This window comes from Sphaerisporangium sp. NPDC004334, assembly GCF_053602655.1.
In genome coordinates this window covers 340,592-362,345 of the sequence record NZ_JBSGDZ010000005.1, presented here as the reverse complement: position 1 = coordinate 362,345, position 21,754 = coordinate 340,592, and the positions used below count along the sequence as shown (strand labels likewise).

Sequence of the window (21,754 nt, the reverse complement as noted above, 5' to 3'; positions counted from 1 at the left end):
GGAATTATACAAGCGTCTAGGACGGACGTATGGATAGATGCTAGGATCGCCGTCATGGGACATCGAGAGCAGCTCCTTGAGGGCGCGAAGCGGTGCATCGTGGAGCGTGGTTACGCGCACACCACCGCCCGGCACATCAGCGCCGCCTCAGGGGCCAACCTCGCCTCCATCGGCTACCACTTCGGCTCCAAGGAGGCGCTGCTCCGCGAGGCCCTCATCGAGATGACCCAAGAGTGGACCGACCTGTGGCAGATCACCGTGTCCACCGACGCGGCCGACCCTTTGGAGAGCTTCGAGAAGACCTGGATACAGATCGTCGACAGCTTCAAGGAGAACCGTCCGCTGCTGGCCGCCAGCTTCGAGGCGCTCACGTGCGCCGAGCACGCGCCGGACCTGCGAGAGAAGCTCGGCCTCGCGCTCGCGTCGGCCGCCGCCCCGGAGGGACTGGCCAAGCTGCTCGGCACGGACGTGTCGCTCGACGACGAGTCCGCACGCGCGGTGGGCCGGCTCTACCTCACCCTGCTCCAAGGGCTGATGGCGCAATGGCTGATCAGCCCTGATCTGGTGTCCGTGACCGACCTGACCGACGGGCTGCGCGTGCTTCTCCGCCAGCCCCCGATCCATCGGCGCGGGAGTCATCCGCGCCCGGTACGCGAGGCACTCGGCACCGCATCTTCGGCGAACAACAGTTGAGCTGATTCGGGGGACTTCTGTGTTCCACAAGCCACTATCGTCCGTCACCGCGCCGTTCACCCTCGTCGACAACTCGGATATCCCGGACCACTGGACCGGCCGCGACCTGCTGACCTCGGTCATCCTCTGGAACGGGCTGGATCCGGTGCTGGCCGCGCAGCGCGCGGAAGAACTGCTCGGCCCCTGGGACCTGGCCGAGGCGGAGATCACTCCGGTGCGTGACTACTCCCCGGCCATGGTCAGAAAGATCACCCTGCTGGTCACCCTTCTGCCGGAACTGCGGCCGCTGGCGTTCGACACGCTGCTGAGCGACGCCGGCCACCCCTCGAGGTACTGGATGAGCGCCTGATCAGCGCTCCGTTCCCCGTGTCGTCCGCCTCGGCCGGCACGCGCCGCGACGCGTCACACGGGATACGTCTGTTTCGACGCGTCCCGTACGCCCAGCGACAGCTCGGTCGGCAGGTCCGCGCGCCGCTTCACGTTGAGCTTGCGATACACCCGGGTGAGGTGCTGCTCCACCGTGCTGACCGTGATGAACAGGCGATCGCTGATCTCCCTGTTGGTGTAGCCGTACGCGGCCAGCGCGGCGACGCGCCGCTCGGCGTCGCTGAGCGCCGCCGCCTCTCCCAGGTCTTCGCCGCTGTCCTCCTCGCGCGGCTGCATCCGCGCGGACAGCGGGCCGGCCTCGCACGCCTTGGCGATCTGCTTGGCCCGCCGGGCCATCAACCGCGCCCGGGTGATGTCGCCGAGCTCCTGGTAGGCGTCGCTGAGATCCGCGTACGCCCAGCCGAGCTCCAGCAGGTCGCCGGACCGTTGCAGCAGCGACATCGCCTCCTGCAGCCTCGCCGGCCGCTGCCGCAGCTCGGTGACCGACGCCAGCAGCCGCAACGCCCGTCCGTGCACCCGCGGGTGGGTGCCGCCGGGTATGGACAACTGCTCGGTGATCTTCTGCCGCGCCTCCTCGACCGCGCCTATCTGCAGGTACGTCCGGGCGATCGCGCAACGCCAGTCCACGAGCGCGGGAATGTCGAGATCCCACTCACGCAGTAGCTCACCGCACTCGTGGAAGTCGCTCAACGCCGCCCGCGTGCGATTCGTGGCGAGGTAGTAGTCCCCTCTGGCCTGCAGGTAGAGCGGCCACAGCGTGGTCCGCGGCAGATCGCCGGGAACCCCCTGCTTGATGATCTCCGCCGCCTCGTCCGGATCTCCCATGGCGACGGTGGCCCGCAGCAGCACCATCAGCGGCAACCCGAGGATCACCCCCCAGCCCGTCCGCGACATCCCGCTCAAAGCCTGCCGCGCGTACCGCCGGGCCTCACCCAGCTCACCGTGCTGCACGGCCAGCCACGACCGGATCCCGGCGATGGCGGCCGTCCATCGCGGGAACCCGCGCGCCGCCCCCTCGGCGCCGAGCGACTCGCACCACCGCACCGCCTCCTGGTAACGCCCCGTGTGGGCCAGGGTGAACAGCGCGCCGAAGACCGCCTCCAGCTCCTCCTCGGCCAGGTTGCAGCTTTCCAGCAACTCCTGGGCGGCGCCGACGATGTCCTCCTCGACCTTGCCCAGCAGCAGGTTGCTCAGCGAGAATTCCCGGCCGTCCGCGCCGTCCTCCCTCGTCGGCCCGTCCGCCTCGCCCCCGGCGAAGATGGTGGGGAAGATCAACCGCACCCACTCCCGGGTGAAAGAGAGCCGGGAGTGCCCCCGGGACGGGGTGCCGTACGAGGGCGCCGTCCAGTCGTAGACGCCGGCCGCGCGGCGGGTCCGGCCGTGCCACAGCAGATACCTGCTGAGGGCGCGCACGTCCGCGGCGGCGAGCTGCCCGCGCCCGAACGCGTCCTCCAGCGGGGCCAGGAAGCGCAGCGCCGCGGCGGGCCGATGGCACCAGTTCACCCGGGCCAGCTCGGTCAGCATCGCGGCCCTCGTCGCCTCGTCGTCACAGATGAGCCGGGCCAGCTCCAGACAACTGATCGCCCGGTCCTGGTCGTCATGCACGAGCGCCGCCTGGGCGGCCTCGCGCAGCACCGCCACCATCCACGGCTCCCCTTCGGCCGGAGTGGCCGGACTGGAGGCCAGCAGGTGGTCGGCGATGTCCCCCGGCTCGGCGCCGAGCTGGTACATGATCCGCGCCGCCCGCATGTGCATGACGGACTGCCGGTCCGGGCTCAGATCCCGGAGGATGGCCTTGCGCATCGTCGGATGCCGGAACTGGCATCCCCGCAGCAGCCCCGCCCCGTCCAGCGCCTCCAGCGCGGGGAGCACATAGGCGGGCTTCACGCCGAGCAGTTGCGACACCGAACCGGTACTGGCCGAGCGCCCGAGCAGGGCGACGCCGCGGGCCGCGTCCAGGATCCGCGGATCCCATCGGTGCAGGCAGGACAGGACCGCTTGGTTCAGATGGCGGCCGACGCCCGGCTGGGAGCCCTCCGGCGACCAGCCGGCCTGCGTCACGTCCCAGTAGTCCTGCACCATGGCGTGCAGGAGGAGGGGGTTGCCACCGCTCAGCCGGTGGTACTCGGGGGCCAGCCGGGCGGCGGGCTCGGTGCCCAGCGTGTCCCGGAGGAGTTCCTCCACCCCCATCGGCGACAACCCGGCGATTCGCGCTTGTACGCAATTGGGTTGCCGGGTGAGCTCGGCGCTGAACAGGGAGTCCGCCGAGCGGCGCTGCGACAGCGAGGTCACGGCCACCAGCAGCGGAGCGTTCGCCATGCGCCGCTGGATGTAGAGCAGGGCCTGCAGGCTCGGGCCGTCCGCGTTGTGCACGTCGTCCACGGACAACAGGATCGGCTGTCGTTTGGCGAGCACCGCGAGGACCCCGCACAGCCGCGCCGCGACATGCGTGAGATTCTGCCCGAGCGCCACCGGGTGGGGTACCCCGGTGATCCCGGTGATCAGTTCCGGGACGAGCGTCTGCTCCACCTCGTCGGCGAGCTCCTGAGGCAGCTCGGCGGAGCGGAACAACTGTCCGAGAGTCCCCAAGGGGAACATTCGTTCCGCCCGCGATCCGGCGCTCTTCATCAGGAGGAACCCGGCCGCGCCGGCCTCGTTGGCGCAGGCCTGCAGTAACGCACTCTTACCCGTGGCGCCGGAACCGGTTATCAACATGGCTCCGCCGGTCCCGCCCAACGCCTTGCCTACAAGGCTGCGGAAGTTCGCCAGCGCCTCTGCACGTTCGATGAGCTGCATGGCCCATGCCTCCAGCCGGCCACCCTAGGCGTCGTCTCGATCAGTTACTTTCTCTTTCCAGCGGATCTCAGCGGTCCCCTCGGCGTCCTTCGTCCGAGAGAAGGGTCTGCGGGGCAGGGTGACACGCGGGCGGCGCGAAAGTATTCGGCCGCCCCGGTTCCGACGTCGGCCGCCCCGGTTCCGACGTCGTGCGCCCCGGTTCCGACGTCGGGCGCCCCGGTTCACACATCGGGACGCTTGTGCGCGGCATGGCCGTCGCGGAGGATGCATGGCGGGCCGTCGCGGGTCTTCCGCCGTTCCGGCGGCGACTCCGACCGGCCGCCGCGAGCTTGGTCTCGGCTATGAGGCATGTCGCCGACGCCACGGTCCCCTCGTCGGCGCACCGCCCCCACCCGGTTATGTCACGACGGTGTGGGGCAAACCTCGATCCCCGCCGACACGATCCGCCCGTGCCTCGCCGAGGGTGCGACACATTGCGCGCCCAGGTCATACGCCCCGATTCCTTGCCGTCTCTTCCCCGCACGTGCGTGCCCCCGCAATCCTCATCCTCACAGCATGTCATGCTGAAGGAAAGGCATAGAGTGCGATATTCCCCGGAGTATCACAGATCCACTGTCAGCCACCCTGTCAGGAATCAGTCAGATAACATGATGCCGTCTGTCAGGGCGGAGTCAGCAGCGGCGGATGATCCTCGGGGCGGCGGGGGACTCGTGACTATACGTATTGATGACATCGCCAATTGTCGACGAACCGGACAACATGACGGCAGTATATGTTGATAGATCACTTCGCGACCCCTAACGGCCCCCCTATTTCCACGGCCCCGGCATGTTGCAAATATGTCTCATAGCGGGCGATTTGCGTTCAGAGGTGGAACAGGGTGGGCAAGCGGCGAGGGTCGTTGCGGCAGTGCCGTCGGGCGTGGGCCATGTCGAGGCGCCGAACGTGGCGGAGAGCGCCGATCGCCAGGTCTCCGCAGGTGGGTTCTCCTGCGGCGACCGGCCGGTCCGGGCCTGACCGGTGTCCTCGCGAAAGGTGACATCGCGGAGGGGGTTCAACCCTGGAGGTGTGGACACCGGCCGCCATGCGGGCGAGCAGCACCGTAGCGGGTCCCCGGTGACCGGTCGCGGAGCCGTCACGGTGCACGGCGTCCGGAAAGCCGCCGGCGGTCCTGCGGTCGGCCGGGCTCCCGCCGAGAGCCGGGGAGAGCGGGCCGAAGAAGTCTGCGGGTGCATCGAGAAGCCGCTCTCTGTTCGCACCTTTTACCGCATATAAGGATAAATCACCCACGCACGCCCTCGATGGTCGCGGAACGAGGTGAGCTCGCTGTTCGCTACACCCGAAGGCGCTCGGCGCACCTTCCCGGTCGCGGCCTCGGCCACCGGCCGCATGAGCCGCCACCGGCGCCCCGCGGCGCTCGGCCGATGCGGATGGTCTCGAAGTCGCGGAACTCGCGGATGTCGTGAGCGACGAGCCGCCGCCGAGCGGGACCGCGCCGCCCGTGTCCGGAACATACGGGGAGCGCTCTCCAAGAAGACCGGACACAAAGTGGAACACGCGCTCGCCGCCCGCGAACCCTTTCAACGGCCGCGACCGGAAGACCCATATCAGCGCTCACCGGAACCATTAAGTGCGGTCAGGAAATCCAACGGGCATTGTTAATGGCAGGCCGATACCCACCGAATTGGCCGCCGAGCATTTTCATCCCGCGATGAAACAGAGCGCCGGTCACGGTGTGATCGCACCCAGGCCACCTGAGGCAGGCCGAACAGGGGAAACGGCTCGGTCATCGTCGACAGGTCGTTCACCGGCCGAAGTCACCGTTGTCGATGACGGTAGAAAGAGCGACGGGATATGGGCACACGTCATGAGAATGCGCGGAGCGCGAATGCACGTGTCACGGGCAGCCGTCGCATATCGAGGAGGTTCCACCCGTGCGTTCAGAAGATGAGCACGAGGTGATGCACCCTGCCGACTTGTGCGGCCCCTCCCTCGTCTGAGGGGCCGCACCCGTCCCTTCGCCGGTCGGGCGTCGGGGCATGGGTTCACCCGCCGGTCAGACCACGGTGCAGGGGACGCCGTTGAGGGTGAAGGCGGTCGGCTCGGCGGTGTTTCCCGTGTGGGTGGCCTGGAAGCCGATCTCGACGGTGGCACCGGGGGCGAGCGTGCCGTTGAAGTCGACGTTGCGCGCGCTCACCTGGCCGCTGGAGGGCGAGTAGGTGGCGTTCCAGCCTGAGGTGATCGCCTGGCCGGAGGGCAGGGTGAAGACCAGAGTCCAGCCGTTGATCGTCGAGGCCGTGGTGTTGGTGATGCTGATGCTGGCGGTGAAGCCGTTGTTCCAGCTGTTCATGGTGTAGGCGACCCGGGGTCCGGTCCCGCCGCCGGTGGGCGTCGGGGTGGGCGTCGGGGTGGGCGTGACGGTGGGCGTGGGCGTCGGGGTGGGGGTGGGCGAGGGGCCGCCGCCGGCGATGCTGGTCACGAAGGTCGTCATGCTCCGGGCGGGAAGCGTGACGGTGAGGGAGCCGTTGGACATGCTGGTCGCCGCCTGGGAGGCGACGTTCCTGTTCGCGTCGGTCACCCAGGAGGAGACGCTGCCGGATGCGGTGGTGTTGGACAGGGTGAACTGCTGACTCACCGCGGAGGTGTTCTTGTTGAGGGCGACGATGACGACCGTGTCGCCGTTCCGGTACGCCGAGACGTAGACGTTCGACGCCGGGTTCGCCGTCGCGTCGATCCGCACATATCCGGGGCGGACGAACCTGGCGAACTGCGCCATCATGGCTCCGCGCTTGCTGATCTGGCCGTCCTCCCGCATGGGGCCGTAGCTGCGCCGGATGGTCCACCAGACGTAGGTCTGGAACTCGGCGTCCACCATGGCGTGGTGGATGTGCTCCCCCACGTCGAGCGCCTGGGGCCACAGGTCCCCCGAATCACTGCTGTTGGGGTAGTAGACCTCGGTCATCCAGAGTTCTTTGCCGGCGCCCTTCTGCTTGAACAGGGGGTAGGGGAAGTTGGAGTAGGAGGTGCCGTAGAGGTGGGCCCCGATGATGTCCACGTTGGCGAGCGCCGTGGCGTCGTTGAGGATCGGGTCCGACATGCTCTTGATGTACTGGAAGGACTCGGGCGCGATGACCCTGGTGCCGATCGAGCCGGCGTTCTCCCGCAGGAACCGCACGATCTCGGCGCTGGTCCACCACGTCCAGTCCTGCGCGTAGTCGGGCTCGTTCTGCACCGATATGGCGTACAGGTTCACCCCGTTGTTCCGCATGTACGTGGTGAAGTCGTTCAGGTGCTTGGCGTAGGCGGCGTACGAACCGGACTTCAGGCGCTTGGCGTTGGTCTGGCTGCCGCGAGTGAAGGTCTCGGTCATGCTGGCGGGAGGGTTCCACGGCGAGGCGAAGACGGTCGCCCCGAGCTCGACGGCGCGCTTCGCCGTCGCCAGGTCACGGCTCCAGTCCGACTGGTTCTCGTTGACGGGGATCCGCAGCACGGAGAAACCCAGCTTGCCATCGCCGTTGCCGAACGCCGTGTCCCGCTGGGCGGCCGTCAGGTCGCCGATCCACGCCGCGTGGGCCATGCCGCCGAAGCCGCGGATCGTCTGCCGCTGCGCCGCCGGGCTGATGACCGCCGTGGCGGCCGCGGCCTCCGTGGCCCCCACGATCGACGCCGTGGCCGCGATGACCGGCACGGCTCCGATCGTCGTCAGGATGCTCCTCCGGCTCAGCACCTTCCGCTCGCCGCTCATGGGCTCGTTCTGATCCTGCGTCATGTCTTCTCCTTTGTGCTGTAGGCGCCGATCAGCGCCTTCTCGGTCCCGTTGGCCCGGTCGGCGCCGGTCTCCGGCGTCGCCACCGGGCTGGACCTTGATCGTGTTATCGATCACTTTTTCGACCGTGATCTACTTCGGTTCAATTGTTAGCGTTAACATTTCCTCGCATGGACCGGCACGCGTGTGCGACGGGGATGCGGACCGCTCAGATGGTCGCGCGGGAGTGACACTCCAGCGGAGTGTGGTTCCGCCCTCGACGGAAGGTCAAGCACGAGGCGGGCCCGCGAGCATTCGAACTGTGTGTATGTCGCGCCGAGCCGTGAAAGTTACAGCTCAGCAATCCGCGACCTCGCACGGGCGGGATTCCGGCGCTCGCGTCGGCGGCCCTCGGCGGCCTGGCCGTGCGCCGCGCCCTCCACCGCCCCGGCTGACGGGCCGGTTCGGTCAGAGCCGGCGAGAGACCCGGACCGGTGATCGCGGTCGCGGATCATCCCACGCGGCCGGGGCGGGCCGGCGACCGGCCCGCGGGGACGCCGCCGCCTGCGGCCACGGCGGCGCGCCTGTGCGGTCAGCCTTCGTAGCAGGCCATGCTCACCCCGGAGACGGTGTGCCGGACCGGGGTGTACGCCTTCCCCAAGGAGACGTGCTCGCCCATGGCCTCGCTCAGGTAGATCCGTCCCGGCGTGCCGAGGTCCTGGGCCATCTTGGAGGCCACGTTCACCGGAGCGCCGGCGACGTCCCAGCCGCCGGAGGGGGTCTCACCGGCCAGCACCGGCCCGGTGTCCACGCCGATGCGGCAGGAGATGCCGTGGTCGGCGAGGCCCGCGCGCATGCGCTCGGCGAAGCGGACCGCGGGCGCCGGATCGTCGAAGAGGTAGATGGCCAGCGGGCCGCTGACCTTGACCTCCATGGCGCCCGGGCGGGGGATGAGGCGCAGGCCCGTCCTGCTCATCACGCTGGAGAGCGCCAGCCCGTTCAGCAGTGCCAACTCGGGGGTCGCGGCGGGGACGGCGTCGCGCTCGACCAGCACCACCGTGCGCCGCCGCAGGTGCAGGGCGGCGAGCCGCGCGGCCAGGCCGGCGTCATGGGGGCGGCCGTCCAGCCGCAGCAGGTCGGCGTAGAAGGCCGAGGAGTAGGGGATCGGGTAGGTGCCGGCCTCCGGCGGGCGCTCGGCGGGCGGCCGCGGGCCGTCCAGCAGAAGGTGCACGGCGCCGAGGCCGTCCGCCTCGTGGCCGCGGCGCAGGGCGAAGCCGTGGCCGTCCGGGAGCCGGTCGACCACCGCCTGCGTCACGGCGATCTCACCGCCCTCGACGTGGTTCTCGGCGAGGTCCTCGATGAGGTCGGCGTCGGGGCCGTACAGCCCGCCGGCCAGGTCGTAGAAGTCGCCGAGGTGCACTCCGACGCCGACCCGGACGCGGCAGTGGCGCTCGATCTCGTCGCGCGCCCGCAGCAACGCCGACAGCAGGACCCGCGCATCGGTCGAGGCGGGGTGGAACATCTGGGCGTTGTCGGCGGCCCACACGCCCACCGCCCGGCCGCCGGCGGCGGCGCCGTGGCGGTGCAGGACGCGCTTGGGCCGGTCGATGAGCGCCAGCACCTCCAGCAGGCCGAGCCGCCCGCTGACCTTGGTCAGCCCGGAGGTGTCGGACACCACGCTGTAGCCGCGGACCGTGTGGCCGCTGAGCAGGCGGCGCGCGTCCGCCGCGCCGCGGCCGGTGGCGAGCCACCGCTCGACCAGCGTCAGCGGCAGCGCCGGCCACATCACGCGCGAGATCGAAACCGCCCGGAGCGAGCCGGCCGGTGGGGGGTTCGGAGGTCACCCGGACATGGTAGACAACTCATGGTAATTGCCCGAACCCGCTGAGCGACTGTGGTCGGCGAGGTCCAGGTCCAGGTCGCGGACCCGAGCCCGGGCCGGGACCTCGGCCGTCAAGACCGCTGCGGAGCCCCGGGTCCGGTGCCGGGCCGGGGACCTCGGCCGTCCGGGCTGCCGGCGGCCCGAGGTCCCCCGGTCCGGCGGCGGCCGGGGGACCTCGGACGTCAGGGCTGCTGGGGCGCGGGGCGGATGGCGAAGGCGACGGCCGGGTCCAGCGGTCCCCTGATGAGGAGCAGGTCGGGGCCGTAGACGTTGCCGACCTGGGTGCGTCCGTCGCCGACGCGGACGCGCGGGTCGTCGGGCAGGTCGCCGTACTGGAACAGCATCCGTCCGTCGGGGTACAGCACCACCTCGAAGGTGACGCGCAGGCCGGTGCCCCTCAGCTCGACGTCGCGCCATTCGGTGACGAAGCGCTGGTCGGCGCCCTGCCCCAGCGTCGCCGTGCGCACCGAGGACCGCTCGTCGTAGTGCAGGTCATCGTTGAGCGGCGCGGCCCAGGACCACTTGGTGGACAGCGGATCGATGAACAGCAGCGTGCCGAGCGACGCGACGCCCACGGCCGCGTAGGTCTTGCCCGAGAGCGGGAAGGCGAACGGCAGCGGCACCATGACGCTGGTGTAGTCGTCCACGCCGATCGGGTCGACGCCGGGGAGGTAGGCCTTCGGGGTGCGCGCGCACGCGAAGCCGGAGTGCTCGATCGGCATGCCGACGGTCAGGTCGGCCTGGAGGTCACCGCCCACCGTGATGCGTTTCTGGATGACGATGTCGCAGGCCTGCCGGTACACCTGGATGAACTGCGGGCCGCCCATGACGCCGGTCAGCCGGTAGGCGCCCTGCGCGTCGGTCGTCGCCGGCGGCACCCGGTAGTCCTGCACGCCGACCAGGACGCCGGCCAGCGGCGCGCCCGTGCCGTCGCGCACGTGGCCGGTGACGGTGTTGTCCATCGGGTACACGGTGATGTCGAGGCCGATCACCTGTCCCTCGGTCGTGACGGTGATCTCGCTTCTGGAGTACTCCCAGTCCGGGGTGGAGATGACGACGATGTAGGAGCCCTGCGGCACGTACAGCCGGTAGAGGCCGGAGGCGTCCGAGACCGTGTCGGTGATGACGTCGCCGCCGACCGGGTCGACCAGCTCGACGGGGACGTCGGCGAGCCTGGCGCCCTGGTGGTCCTTGACGAAGCCCTGCACCACGCCGAGCCCGTAGAAGCGGATGCCCATGCCGGGGCGCAGGATCGGCTGGTCCACCGAGTAGTCGAAGCCGAGCAGGCCGGTGCCGTTCTCCAGTCCGACGCTGGCGGAGCCGCCCCGTGGCATCAACCCGGACGTCAGCGACTTGTACTGGAAGAGCACCTGGCCGTTCTCGTGCAGTTCGGCGGAGAAGGTGAGCCGCGCCGACGGCTGGGCCACCAGGGTGACGTTGCGCCATTCGACGAGGAACCGGCGGTTGGGCGCGGTGCCGAGTGTGGCGGTGAGCACGCTCGCGGAGGAGTCCACCATCAGGTCGTCCCAGAAGGCGTAGACGGCGGCGTTCGGCAGGCCCGGGCTGGGGATGGGGCCGTTCTGCGCCAGGTTGGTGTTGCGCGCGAAGTTGATGAACCCGTTGGTCGAGACCCAGGCCTTGGTGTAGGGCTTGCCGTACAGCGGGAAGGTGAACGGCAGCGTGACGGCGGCTCCCGCGTCATCGCCGGTGAGCGCGAGCGGCGTGGTCCCGTTCACCCAGGTGAGGGACGGCACCACGTCGCACTTGTTGCCGTAGGAGTCCTTGCGCAGCGGCGTGTCGATGGGCACGAACTCGTCGCCGTCGACCTGCACCGTGAGCGTGGTGGAGCCGCCGCAGCGGGCTCCCTTGACGTTGATCCGCCAGGTGCCGATCGGGACGCCGATCATGGCGAAGGTGCCGTCGGACTCGGTGGTCACCGGCGGGTAGGGGGTGTTCTCGATGGAGACCACGGCGCCGGGCAGCGGCTCCCCGCCGGTCTGGCGGACCTCGCCGTAGATGTCGTACCGGCGGACGGCGGACAGCGTGAGGTCGCGGACGGCGGTGCCGGTGGCCGGCACGGTCGCGGCGCCCGAGGCGGGGGCGAAGCCGAACGCCGTGGCGGTGACCGTGTAGGAGCCGGGCGGGAGCGACAGGGTGTAGACGCCGTCGGCGGCGCCGGTGAAGGTCCGCTTGGCGCCGGAGGCGGCGACGGTCACCGTCGGGTTCGGCACGGGGTCGCCCCCGGCGTCGCGCACGGTGCCGGTCAAGGTGCCCGCTTGGCCGCGCGGGGCGAAGACGGCCGCGGCGAATACGTCCAGCCGGCCCTGCCCCCACACCCGGTTGTCGTCGCTCGCGCCGCCGCAGGAGTAGTCCACGACGTCCACGGCGGTCTGGTCCAGCAGCCGCCGGGTCGCGGCGACGTCGCCGCGCAGGGCGGGCGCGGCCGACCACAGCAGCGCGACGGCGCCCGCCACGTGCGGTGTGGCCATGGAGGTGCCGCTGAGGACCTCGTAGCCTCCGCCGGGGATCGAGGAGCGCACGGCGACCCCGGGGGCGCTGATGTTCGGCTTGATCCCCGGCGTCTCGGCGTCGCCGCGGCTGGAGAAGTCGGCGATCTTCAGGTCCGCGCCGTACGCGCCGACGGCGTAGGCGTTGTCGTACCCGCCGGGCGAGCCGACCGTGCCGCAGGCGGGGCCCTCGTTGCCCGCGGCGAACAGCGGGAAGATGCCCGAGTCGACCCAGGCGTCGACGATGCCCTGGTAGAACGGGTCGCCCGGGGAGCCGCCCCACGAGTTGCTCACGAGGTTCGGAGCCAGGTCGGGGCGCGGGTTGGCCCCGTTGAGGTCGGTCGGGGCGAGCATCCACTGGCCGGCGGCGAGCAGGTCGTCGTCGTAGCAGGTGGAGGAGGCGCAGCCCTTGGCGCTGATCCAGGTGGCGCCGGGCGCCACGCCGATGCCGCCGTCGCCGACGATGGTGCCCATCGTGTGGGTGCCGTGGCCGTTGTTGTCGCACGGCTTCAGCGACGGGACGCCGCACACGAGCGTCGGGTCGTACCAGTTGTAGTTGTGGTCGTAGGTGCCGTCGGCCTTGCGTCCGCGGTAGTGGGAGGCCAGGGCGGGGTGGTCGAACTGGACGCCGGAGTCGATGGTCGCGACCACGACCCCCTGGCCCCTCGCACCCAGATCCGACCAGACGCGCGGGGCGCCGATCTGGTCGACGCCCCACTCGACGCCCGCCGCCGCCCGCGCGACGGCCTTGGCCGTGCGGTCGGGCTCGGGAATGGTGACCGAGCCGGCGGGGCGCACTCTGGCGACGTCGGACCGCGCGGCGAGCCGGTCGACCAGCTCGCGGCTCGCGCCGCGCACCAGCACGGCGTTGACCAGCCAGTACGGGGTGAACAGCGCCTTCTCGGCGTGCAGGAACGCGCGCAGGCCGCTCTGGCTTCGCTCGGCCGTCGCGGTGAGCGCCCGGTAGCCCTGCGCCGCCCTGGCCGCGTGGGTGCGCTGCGCGCGGGCGGCGGACAGGTCGGCCTTCTCCTTGAGCACGACGAAGACGTCGGCGCGCTTGTTCCGGGCGAGCTTCTCCGCGACCGCGCGGTCGAGCCGGGCGGGCGAGGCCGCCGCCGCGGGCGAGGGCCCGGCGGCTGGGGCCGCCGCCGCGGCGGGCGCGGCGGCCAGCAGCAGGACCGGGACGAGTAAGGCCGTGAGCAGGCGGCGCATGGGCTTCCTATTCGAAGATCGTGTCGAGCTGGGCGAGCACCTGGTTGGCGGTCTTGCCGACCAGGGCCTGGCTGTCCACCAAGGAGCGGTCGGCGCGCAGGACCGCGGCCAGCTCGCCCCCGTTCCCCGAGGCGATGTCGGCCTGGATGTAGGCGTCGACGAGGGCGTTGATCTCGTTGATCAGCGTCTGGGTGATGATCACCCGGTCGCCGTCGCGGGTGCCGACGGTGCGGAAGGCGGGCTCCATGGACTGCATGAGGTGGGCGGTCCGCTGCCGCAGGCCGTCGTCGGCGGTCAGCAGTTCCATGGCCCGGCTGTTGGTGCGCGCGTACAGGTGGGCGTAGTGCAGGACCGAGCCCGACTCGGCGTTCTCGAACAGGTCGCGGGTGCGCAGCAGCGCGGCCACGGTGGCGTCGGTCGTCGAGCCGCCCGGGTCCATGCCCTTCAGGCCGACGCCGGTCAGCGACTCGTCGGCGAAGCACATGCACACCTGGCGGGGCGACTCGTAGACGCCGTCGATGCCCACCGCGCCGAACGCCCGCCAGGTCTCCTGGCTCTCCGGCGAGTTCTTGCCGTACAGGTCGTAGGCCGCCTGGACGGCGCCGACGCGGGTGTCGGTGAACCGGGACCGCGGGCCGAGGTAGACGGTCAGGTCGCGGTAGGCGATCTCCGCGGCCTTGGTGACGCCGATGCGGGTGGCCAGGATGTACCAGGCGTGGCTGGGGATCAGGCTGTTGAAGTGCACCCAGCCGCTGTCGGCGCAGCCCAGCCAGTACTCGCTGTAGTGTGCGGGGTGCGGTATGCCGTCATAGGTGATGTTGTGCGGGTTGGCCAGGTCGCGGATGACGCCGAGAGAGCTGCCCTCTCCGGCCTTCCACGAGGTGCTGCCCGTGACCTTGGCCTCGGTGAAGGCGGCGAACACGTCGGAGAAGCTCTCGTGCAGCGAGCCGCCCTGGAAGAGCTGGAACAGGTTGGCGGTGGAGAAGGTGACGCCGTGCTGCCACTCGTGGGAGACGATGGTCAGCGTCGCCGTGCCCTGCCCGAAGGCCGTCATGCCGCTTTCGGGCATGAAGAAGGCGTTCTTCTCGGGCGTGCCGTCGGCGCTGGAGGAGTACCGCGCGCCCGCGTCCATGCGGGCGCCCTCGCCGTCCCAGCTGTCGCGGCCGAAGGTGGACATCATGTAGTCGTAGAAGCGGCCGCTGTGGTCGTAGATGGCGTTGACGTCGGGCTCGGAGACGGGGCCCTGGCCCTCGACCCTGGCCGGGTCGTCGTCGGTCTCGTCGCTGTTGCGCAGGTCCCATACGCGGCGCTGCTTGAACTCAAGCCGGCCCGGCTCGAAGGTGACGACGCGTCCGGTGCTGAGCGCGTCCACGTAGTAGACCGTCGAGCGGCCGTCCGCCGCGGCGAGCCACACCCGCCAGACGAGCGTCACCGGCACCGGGCGCCCGGGGTCGGGGTCGCCGGGCAGCAGGTAGAGCACCGGCGGCTCGACGGTCCTGCCGTCCGGCATGGCGCGGGTGGCGGCGACGACGGCGGCGTCCGCGCCGAGGGTGGGCCGGGTGGCGACCGGGGCGAGGTCGGGGATGAGGCCGTTGGTCAGCCCGCGCACCGTGGTGCCCTTGGCGTCGCGGTGCACGCCGACCCTGGCCCCGTACACCGGGACGCCGTCGATCTGCTGCTGGAACCAGTCGTGCCGCTGGCCGAGCGGGTCCTTGGCGCGGGCGGGCATCGGCCGTAGCTGCGCCACCGGGTCCTTGACGGCGAACAGTGCGGCGTTGGACCGCAGCCAGCTCGTGACATCCTTGCCGACCGGGCTGTCCAGGCTCGCCATCGTGGGGACGCCGAGCCACGGCTCCCTGGCCATGTTGACGCTGCCGGCGGTCATGTCGCGGGACGCCTTCTGGCGCGCGGTGTCCAGGCCCACCCGGGCCAGCGCCTGGGAGACGCCGGGGCGGTAGTAGCCGACGGGGGCGGGTTCGGGGGGCGCGGCGGCGATGCCGAGCGGCAGCGTGGCGGACTGCTCGGCGGCGGGCGCGGCGGCGGCCGATCCGGACAGGGCGAGCTGGGCGGCCAGCAGGCCCGCGCCGGCCCCGGCCAGCAGCCTCACCCGGCGCGGAGCGACGAGCGCGCGCAGGGCCTGACCGGCCAGGCCGCCGGCGAGACACCAGGCGAGGCCCAGGCCGAAGGCGTACGGCGCGGGCGTGGACACCGAGGCGAGCTCGCCGGGCGCGAGGGCGGCGACGAGCGCGGCGACCGCGGTCAGGACCGCCGCGTACGCGGCGGAGGCGGCCAGCAGCCGGGCACGGCCGCGGGTGAGCACGCCCGCCAGCACGCCGGCGGCCAGTGGCCCGAGCGCCACCAGCACCAGCGGGGAGCCCTGCAGCAGGAACTGGACCGGCCAGATCCGGCCGCCGGTGGACAGCGTGGCCGACCACCAGTCGACCGGGCCGCCGGTCGCGGCCGCCGCGGTGGTGGTGACGCCGTTCGCGCTCCCGGACAGGAAGCCGCCGACCAGCCCTTCGGCGCCGGTGGTGAGCAGTGCGAGCACCGCCCAGGTGACGGCCGTACTGAGAGCCGCCGCGGCGGCGCCGATCCATGACGCCCGCGCCGCGGCGCGGACCGCGGGACGTGCCTTTCTCGCCGAACGCATGACAGGCCTCCACACGTGAGCCGTGCGCCATCGACAACGGGGGTCCGCCGGCATGCGGGCGCGCGTCGGCCACGGATGGCGTGCGCGGGATCCCTCTGCGGAGGCGGGCGGAGATGCGGGGGGTCGATAAGGGGGAGATAAGGAAATACCTTGATCAACCGGAGTATCAGGCCACGGATACCGGTCCGTCAATCGCGACTTTTCGGTCTTGACCGGTGATCGGTCGATGTATATGTTGAGCCCAATTTTGATCATCGGCGTCGTTCCGAAACCTCGTCGTGGCCGGCCGGGCTCGCCGCGCCCACACCCCCTCACCAGCCCGTTCCCCCGGGCCTGACTCCGCCTGGAGGCACGTGGTGCGTCGCAGGTCGTTGTTCGTCATGCTCGCCGCCGTGGTGGCGTGCACCGGTCTGGCGATCCCCGCGTTCGCCGATCCCGCTCCACCGTCGCCGCCCGCACCGGAGCGGCACACGATCTCCGTCGGCGCGCCCGCCGACGCCAAGACCACCCGCGACCGGGCCGCCAAGGCCCGCACGGCCGCCAAGCGGCGCGCGGCGAAGCGGGACGGCGCCACCGCGCTGGACGTCGCGGCGGGCAGCGTCACGCCGGTCGGCACCGGCGCCGACGCCGCGGCCGCGCTGGCCGGCGCGCTCGTCGCCGACGGCAGTCTCGAAGGGGCCAGATACGTCACGACGCCGCCCACGTCCGGCACCAACGGCGTCGGCCACGGCATCGGCGGCGTGTCCGGCGAGGGCGCCCTGCTGACCACCGGCGACGCCACGCTGGCGCCCGAGCCGAACGACTTCCTGTCCTCCGGCCGCGACTCCGGCGGCGGCAAGGTGCGCGGCGAGAGCGCCTACGACGTCACCGTCCTGCAGGTCGACCTGGACGTCCCCGCGTGGGCGAGCTGCCTGACCTTCGAGATGAAGTTCTTCAGCGAGGAGTTCCCCGAGTTCGTGCGCAGCGCCTACAACGACGGGTTCGTGGCCGAGCTGGACAGGTCGACCTGGACGACCGACGACTCGACCATCCTGGCGCCGGACAACTTCGCCTTCGACCCCTCGGGCAACGTCATCTCCACCAACACGACGGGCCTGCTGGCGATGAGCGCCGCGGCGGCGTCCGGGACGACCTACGACGGCGCCACTCCCCTGATGAAGGCCGGCACCCCGGTCACCGGCGGCGCGCACAAGATCTACCTGTCGGTGTTCGACCAGCACGACGCGGTGTACGACTCGGCGGTGCTGCTGCGCGGCCTTTCGTACACCCAGGACACCGGCGCCGAGTGCGGGACGGGGGCCAAGCCGGTCACCAAGCCGGTCATCTTCGTGCCCGGCATCATGGGCACCAAGCTCGTGGACGAGTCGGGCACCGAGTGGTGGCCGGGCGGCACCAAGCTGCTGAACCCGACCGACTCCCACCTCGACAACATCATGCTGAACGACGACGGCCTGACCGACGCCAAGGGCAACGGCGTGTACGGCTCCGAGGTGATCATGAAGATCCTCGGGCTGAAGTCCATCTACCAGGACACCGTCACGCTGCTGAAGGACGCCGGGTACGTGCTGGGCGACATCGAGGCGCCCCAGCCGGGCGAGAACCTGTTCCTGTCCCCCGTCGACTGGCGCAAGTCGGCCACCGTCAACAAGAACCAGCTCCTGGACCGCATCGAGCGCATCAGGGACGCCACCGGGTCGGACCGGGTGAACATCATCGCCCACTCACAGGGCGGCCTGGTCGTCAACGCGGCGATGAGGGACGCGCGGTCGGCCGGCAAGGTCAACCGCATCTCCACCATCGCCACGCCCTACCTCGGCGCGGCCAAGGCGCTGGGCGTCCTGCACTACAAGACGCCCTGCGTCATCGACTTCGTCGGCGGCCGGTGCCTGCTGAACCGCAACGAGGCCGCGAAGATCACCCGCAACTTCCCCGGCTTCCTGGAGCTGCTGCCCTCCGACGCCTACCACCGGGTCGTCGAGCCGCCGGTCAACCGCGTCCCCGGCGGGCCGCTCACCCCCGACCAGGTGCGCAACCTGCTCAGCGACAAGAACCTGACGCTGATCGACCGCGCGCGGGCCTGGCACCAGCAGGCCGACGAATGGAGGCCCGCCGACGCGCGGGTCGGCCTGACCCGCCTGATCGGCGACGGGGTGACCACCGTCGTCAGCTTCGACGAGTTCGCCGAGGAGCACTGCGACGAGAAGTTCGGCTGGTGGCGCACGTGCGCACCGGGCACCGGCGTGCTGGTCAACTGGAGCGACCACGGGGACGGCACCGTCCCGCTCGGGTCGGCGCGCCTGACCCCCGAACTGCGCGGCGACTCGGTGGTCCTGGAGCCGTACTCCGGCATCGGGCACGCCGACCTGCCCAACAAGTCGCAGGTCATCGCCAGCGCCGTCTACGCCATCCAGGGCGAGGGCCCGACGGCCGGGCGCCTGGCCGCGCTGCGCACCGCCGACGACGCCCAGCAGCTCGCCGGCGCCGGCGGGCTGACCGGCACGGAGGTGATGGTCAGAGGCCCGGTGAACCTGCTGCTCACCGACTCGGCAGGCCGCCGCACCGGCTTCGCCGACCCCTCGACCGAGATCGAGATGGAGGACATCCCGGGCAGCTCGTACGCCGCCGGCACCGGGCCGTACAAGCAGATCTCGGCGTTCCTCACCCAGGGCAAGGCCGCCGGCGAGATCACCACCACGGCCAACGGGTATGTGTACATCCGGCTGCGGACCTGGGTCAACGGCGTCGTCACCTCGACCATCGCCTACGAGCCCATCCTGACCGACCCCAACAACCGCATCACCTTCGCCGGCGCGGGCGTGACGGTGCCGGCCACCAGGGTCGCCGTCCTGCCCTGCGACATCTGCCCGGCGCAGAACCCGCTGCCCACCGTCACCGGCGGCGGGGCCGACGACGAGACCCCGCCCGACACCACCGTCAACCTCACCTACGACACCTTCGAGGGCAAGCGGCGGGTGCGCATCACCGCCGGCGGCACCGACGCGGGCGGGGCCGGAGTCGAACGCATCGAGTGGGCCATCGAGTCGAGCGACCCCGGCGACCGGACCCAGTACGCCACCTACGCCCAGCCGTTCTACTGGATCAAACCGGCAGGCTCGACGGGCACCTGGACGCTGCACCTGCGCAGCATCGACGCCGCCGGCAACATCGACGGCTCCTACGTCAAGACCGCCCTCGACCTGTGACCGCGCACCTGGTGGCCGTCCCGCCCAAGCGGGCGGCCGGTCACCAGGGCCGTGCGGCCGAGGCCCCAGGCCGGGGCCGCCCTCAAGCCGGACCGATCCGGCCGAGCCACTCAAGCCCGACCACTCAAGCCCGACCACTCAAGCCGGACCTCTCAGGCAGGGAGGAGATCCTCCTACGCCGAGCGGCCGGTCACCAGGTCGCAGAGGGACTCGAGGACGTCGCGGGCGGCGCGTTCCGGCAGCCGCCGCGCGGCCGCCCTGGCCTCGCCCGCGTACCGCGCCACCTCGGCGCGGGCCAGTTCCAGCGCGGGTGAGGCGCGCAGCAGGCGCAGCGCCTCGGCGTGCGGGCCGTCGTCCGGGACGGCGCCCGCGCCGAGGATCTCGCGCAGCCGCCCGGCCGCGGCGTCCTCCCCCGCCCCGGCCACGTCCCCGGCCCCGCGCAGGGCGAGCAGGACCGGGAGGGTGGGAACCCCTGCGCGCAGGTCGGCGCCCGGGGCCTTTCCCGCGCGGTCGGCCTCGGAGACGATGTCGATGATGTCGTCGGAGAGCTGGAAGGCGACGCCGAGCGCCTCGCCGTACTCCCCGAGGGCGCGCACCGCCGCCGCGTCCGCGCCCGCGCACATCCCGCCGAGCCGCACGGCCAGGGCGATCAGCGAGGCCGACTTGTCGCGGACCACCTCCAGGTGGTGCTCGACGGGGTCCTCGCCGCGCCGGGGGCCCGCCACCTCCCTGACCTGCCCCCTGACCAGCCGTTCGAAGGCATGGGCCTGCGCGCGCCTGGCGGCCTCGCCGAGCTCCAGGCTGACGGTCGCGCCTCGGGCGAACAGGTGGTCGCCGACCAGGATGGCGATCTTGTTGTTCCATCTGATCTGCGCGCTCGGCACGCCGTGGCGCAGCGGCGCGTCGTCCATCACGTCGTCGTGGTGGAGCGAGGCCGCGTGGATGAGCTCGACGGCCACCGCGGCGTCGGACACCTCGGCGGTCTCCGGGTCGCCGAACTCGGCGCCCAGCAGCACGAGCAGGGGACGCCAGCGCTTGCCGCCCGCATCCAGCAGGTAACCGGCCGCCTGGACGATGAGCGGGTCGGGCGAGTCGGCGGCGGCGTCCCGCAGCCGGGCCTCCACCGCGGCCATGCTCTTGCGCAGCCGCCCGGCCAGTTCGCCGTCGGCCGGCGCGACCTGCTCCAGGGCCGATCCAGCCATTCCGCCCTCCAGCCGAAGAAGTCACATATTCACGACTTTGCGACTCTAGCGCTTCATGATCCCCGTGCCCCGGGTCACCATCGGAGAGGAAGACGTTCAGCGGATCGGACAGCGTGTGTCGTTCACCGGAGGGGACCGATGAACCGGTTGCTCGTCGTCATGGGTGCCGCCGCCGTGGTGGTGGCGGCCGGAGTGGTGGTCTTCCTCCTCCTCCAGCACGACCAGGGCGGCGGCGGCGGGCCGGTCGCGGCGCGCTCGCCCGTGCCATCTCCCGCGGTGAGCTCCCCCGCGGCGGCGGCGAAGAGCGTGCTGACGGACGTCCATGGCGCGGTGATCGAGGAGCTTCCGGACGACTGCGCGGGCAGCAGGTACCCCTACGTCTGCCGGTACGTGCGCGACCAGCTCCTCGCCTACGACAAGGAGCTCCTCGAGCGCGGCGGCCTGACGATCAGGACCACGATCGACCAGGGGATGCAGCAGGCCGCCCAGCGGGCGATCGACGCCCACGTCGGCCGGGACGACCCGCAGGTGGCCTCGCAGGCCCTCATCGTGCCCGGCGAGGGCGCCATCAGGGCGCTGGCCACCAGCAGCGCCTCGGGGGAGGTGAAGGGGCTCCTGCAGGGCACGACGGCGATGCCCTACACGCTGGCCGCCGCGCTGGCCAAGGGCATGCGCTACGGCGACGGGATCCGCGGACCCGACACCTACCAGGCCACCGGGTACCCGGCGTTCAAGAACTGCAAGGGCGAGAACGTCGGCGACCCGATGCACGTCGCCCACAACCGCGAACCGGCCGGCGGCTTCACCACCCTGCGCTCGGGGACCCAGGGCCAGGTGAACACCTTCTTCCTCAGACTGCAGCAGAAGGTCGGCCTGTGCGAGACGGTCCAGATGGCCGAGCGGCTCGGACTCCGGCGCGCCGACGGCAGGCCGCTGCTGGAGGTCGAGACGTTCACGCTGGGCGTCAACGAAGTGGACCCGGTCTCGGTCGCCGGCACCTACGCGACCTTCGCCGCCCGGGGTCTGCACTGCGAGCCGACCGCGATAGCGGAGATCCGCGAGCCCTCCGGGGCCGTTCGCGACTTCCCGCCGCGCTGCGAGCAGGCCCTGGAGCCGGCGGTCGCCGACGCGGTGACCGGCCTGCTGCGAGCCGACCGCCGCACGCTGAACGGCGTCGGCCGCGACGCGGCGGTCATGCCGGGCACGACCGACGGCTACATGAGCGCCTGGTACGCCGGGTACACCCCCGGCCTGGCCTCCGCCGTCGGCCTCGGCGTCCCTGAGCAACCCTTCCTGCACCCGCTGAGGGACGTCACCATCCACGGCCGCCACTACGCGCGGGTGGACGGCACGACCATCGTCGCCCCCATCTGGAAGGCGACGATGACCGCGGCGGTGGACGGGACGACGGACACGGCGTTCGCGGCGCCCGACACCGGGCGTTTCGGAGGGTGCCAGGACTTCTGCGGGCGCTGAG

Annotated in this window: 10 protein-coding genes; 4 read left to right on the top strand and 6 right to left on the bottom strand. The window is 71.4% G+C overall.

Translation table 11 applies throughout. The features are described 5' to 3' along the window. Nucleotides 1–54 precede the first annotated feature (54 nt). Complete coding sequence (locus tag ACWEN6_RS08580; RefSeq protein ID WP_452569620.1) at nucleotides 55–693, top strand: TetR/AcrR family transcriptional regulator; 639 nt, start codon at nucleotides 55–57, stop codon at nucleotides 691–693. A gap of 19 nt (nucleotides 694–712) precedes the next feature. Beyond that, nucleotides 713–1,042 (top strand): hypothetical protein, encoded by a 330-nt coding sequence (locus ACWEN6_RS08575; RefSeq protein WP_452569619.1) that lies wholly within the window; start codon nucleotides 713–715, stop codon nucleotides 1,040–1,042. A gap of 53 nt (nucleotides 1,043–1,095) precedes the next feature. Here ACWEN6_RS08575 and ACWEN6_RS08570 read toward each other — a convergent pair whose 3' ends face one another. From ACWEN6_RS08570 to ACWEN6_RS08550, 5 genes are all read right to left on the bottom strand, one after another. Further along, the gene (locus ACWEN6_RS08570; protein WP_452569618.1) at nucleotides 1,096–3,876 is read right to left on the bottom strand and encodes an ATP-binding protein; all 2,781 of its coding nucleotides are present in this window, start codon (nucleotides 3,874–3,876) and stop codon (nucleotides 1,096–1,098) included. A 2,056-nt stretch (nucleotides 3,877–5,932) separates the two neighbouring features. Then, nucleotides 5,933–7,645: a cellulose binding domain-containing protein gene (locus ACWEN6_RS08565; RefSeq protein ID WP_452569617.1), complete on the bottom strand. Its 1,713-nt coding sequence runs from the start codon at nucleotides 7,643–7,645 to the stop codon at nucleotides 5,933–5,935. 568 nt (nucleotides 7,646–8,213) lie between these two features. Further along, nucleotides 8,214–9,407: an adenylate/guanylate cyclase domain-containing protein gene (locus ACWEN6_RS08560; protein ID WP_452569638.1), complete on the bottom strand. Its 1,194-nt coding sequence runs from the start codon at nucleotides 9,405–9,407 to the stop codon at nucleotides 8,214–8,216. A gap of 278 nt (nucleotides 9,408–9,685) precedes the next feature. After that, nucleotides 9,686–13,222: a S8 family serine peptidase gene (locus tag ACWEN6_RS08555; protein ID WP_452569616.1), complete on the bottom strand. Its 3,537-nt coding sequence runs from the start codon at nucleotides 13,220–13,222 to the stop codon at nucleotides 9,686–9,688. Nucleotides 13,223–13,229: 7 nt separating this feature from the next. Next, nucleotides 13,230–15,872 (bottom strand): M4 family metallopeptidase, encoded by a 2,643-nt coding sequence (locus ACWEN6_RS08550; protein ID WP_452569615.1) that lies wholly within the window; start codon nucleotides 15,870–15,872, stop codon nucleotides 13,230–13,232. 353 nt (nucleotides 15,873–16,225) lie between these two features. Between ACWEN6_RS08550 and ACWEN6_RS08545 the strand changes: the two genes are divergently transcribed. Continuing rightward, nucleotides 16,226–19,075 (top strand): choice-of-anchor L domain-containing protein, encoded by a 2,850-nt coding sequence (locus ACWEN6_RS08545; protein ID WP_452569614.1) that lies wholly within the window; start codon nucleotides 16,226–16,228, stop codon nucleotides 19,073–19,075. Between the two features lie 173 nt (nucleotides 19,076–19,248). Here ACWEN6_RS08545 and ACWEN6_RS08540 read toward each other — a convergent pair whose 3' ends face one another. Then, on the bottom strand, nucleotides 19,249–20,277 hold the full coding sequence (locus tag ACWEN6_RS08540) for a polyprenyl synthetase family protein (protein WP_452569613.1): 1,029 nt from the start codon (nucleotides 20,275–20,277) through the stop codon (nucleotides 19,249–19,251). A 138-nt stretch (nucleotides 20,278–20,415) separates the two neighbouring features. On the opposite strand from ACWEN6_RS08540, the gene ACWEN6_RS08535 reads away from it, so the two are divergent. After that, nucleotides 20,416–21,753 (top strand): hypothetical protein, encoded by a 1,338-nt coding sequence (locus ACWEN6_RS08535; RefSeq protein ID WP_452569612.1) that lies wholly within the window; start codon nucleotides 20,416–20,418, stop codon nucleotides 21,751–21,753. Nucleotide 21,754 lies beyond the last annotated feature (1 nt).

What these genes read in the sequence shown, in the direction of transcription:
- ACWEN6_RS08565 (WP_452569617.1), bottom strand. Translation starts at nt 7,645, where the DNA reads ATGACGCAGGATCAGAACGAGCCCATGAGCGGCGAGCGGAAGGTGCTG.
- ACWEN6_RS08550 (WP_452569615.1), bottom strand. Translation starts at nt 15,872, where the DNA reads ATGCGTTCGGCGAGAAAGGCACGTCCCGCGGTCCGCGCCGCGGCGCGG.
- ACWEN6_RS08580 (WP_452569620.1), top strand. Translation starts at nt 55, where the DNA reads ATGGGACATCGAGAGCAGCTCCTTGAGGGCGCGAAGCGGTGCATCGTG.
- ACWEN6_RS08560 (WP_452569638.1), bottom strand. Translation starts at nt 9,407, where the DNA reads ATGTGGCCGGCGCTGCCGCTGACGCTGGTCGAGCGGTGGCTCGCCACC.
- ACWEN6_RS08535 (WP_452569612.1), top strand. Translation starts at nt 20,416, where the DNA reads ATGAACCGGTTGCTCGTCGTCATGGGTGCCGCCGCCGTGGTGGTGGCG.
- ACWEN6_RS08570 (WP_452569618.1), bottom strand. Translation starts at nt 3,876, where the DNA reads ATGCAGCTCATCGAACGTGCAGAGGCGCTGGCGAACTTCCGCAGCCTT.
- ACWEN6_RS08555 (WP_452569616.1), bottom strand. Translation starts at nt 13,222, where the DNA reads ATGCGCCGCCTGCTCACGGCCTTACTCGTCCCGGTCCTGCTGCTGGCC.
- ACWEN6_RS08540 (WP_452569613.1), bottom strand. Translation starts at nt 20,277, where the DNA reads ATGGCTGGATCGGCCCTGGAGCAGGTCGCGCCGGCCGACGGCGAACTG.